Annotated in this window: 1 pseudogene; it reads left to right on the top strand. The window is 56.2% G+C overall.

Annotated elements, in window-relative coordinates:
• Nucleotides 1-265, top strand: a pseudogene (locus EH240_RS37715) (oxidoreductase); the annotation flags it as partial.

Raw genomic sequence — 265 nt, forward strand, 5'->3', positions numbered from 1 at the left:
TACAGAGAGCCAGTTCGGTATAGGCACGCGCCGGGAGGGTTTTCCCTGGAATCTGTCCGGCACCTATGTCCAGGCGACTCCGCATGTCTATTCGATTGATGCGGAGGGCAATGAGCACCACTTCCTTGCCCAGTATTATCGCAGCACACAGGAGATGGCCTCCAACCTGTTCCGCAAGGGATATCAATGGCCATTTCATGCCACGCGGATGCTCGATTTCGGCTCGAGTCTCGTCGATCTTGCGATCTATCGCGAGTCCGCAGCA

The organism is Mesorhizobium tamadayense (assembly GCF_003863365.1).
Lineage (GTDB): Bacteria > Pseudomonadota > Alphaproteobacteria > Rhizobiales > Rhizobiaceae > Mesorhizobium > Mesorhizobium tamadayense.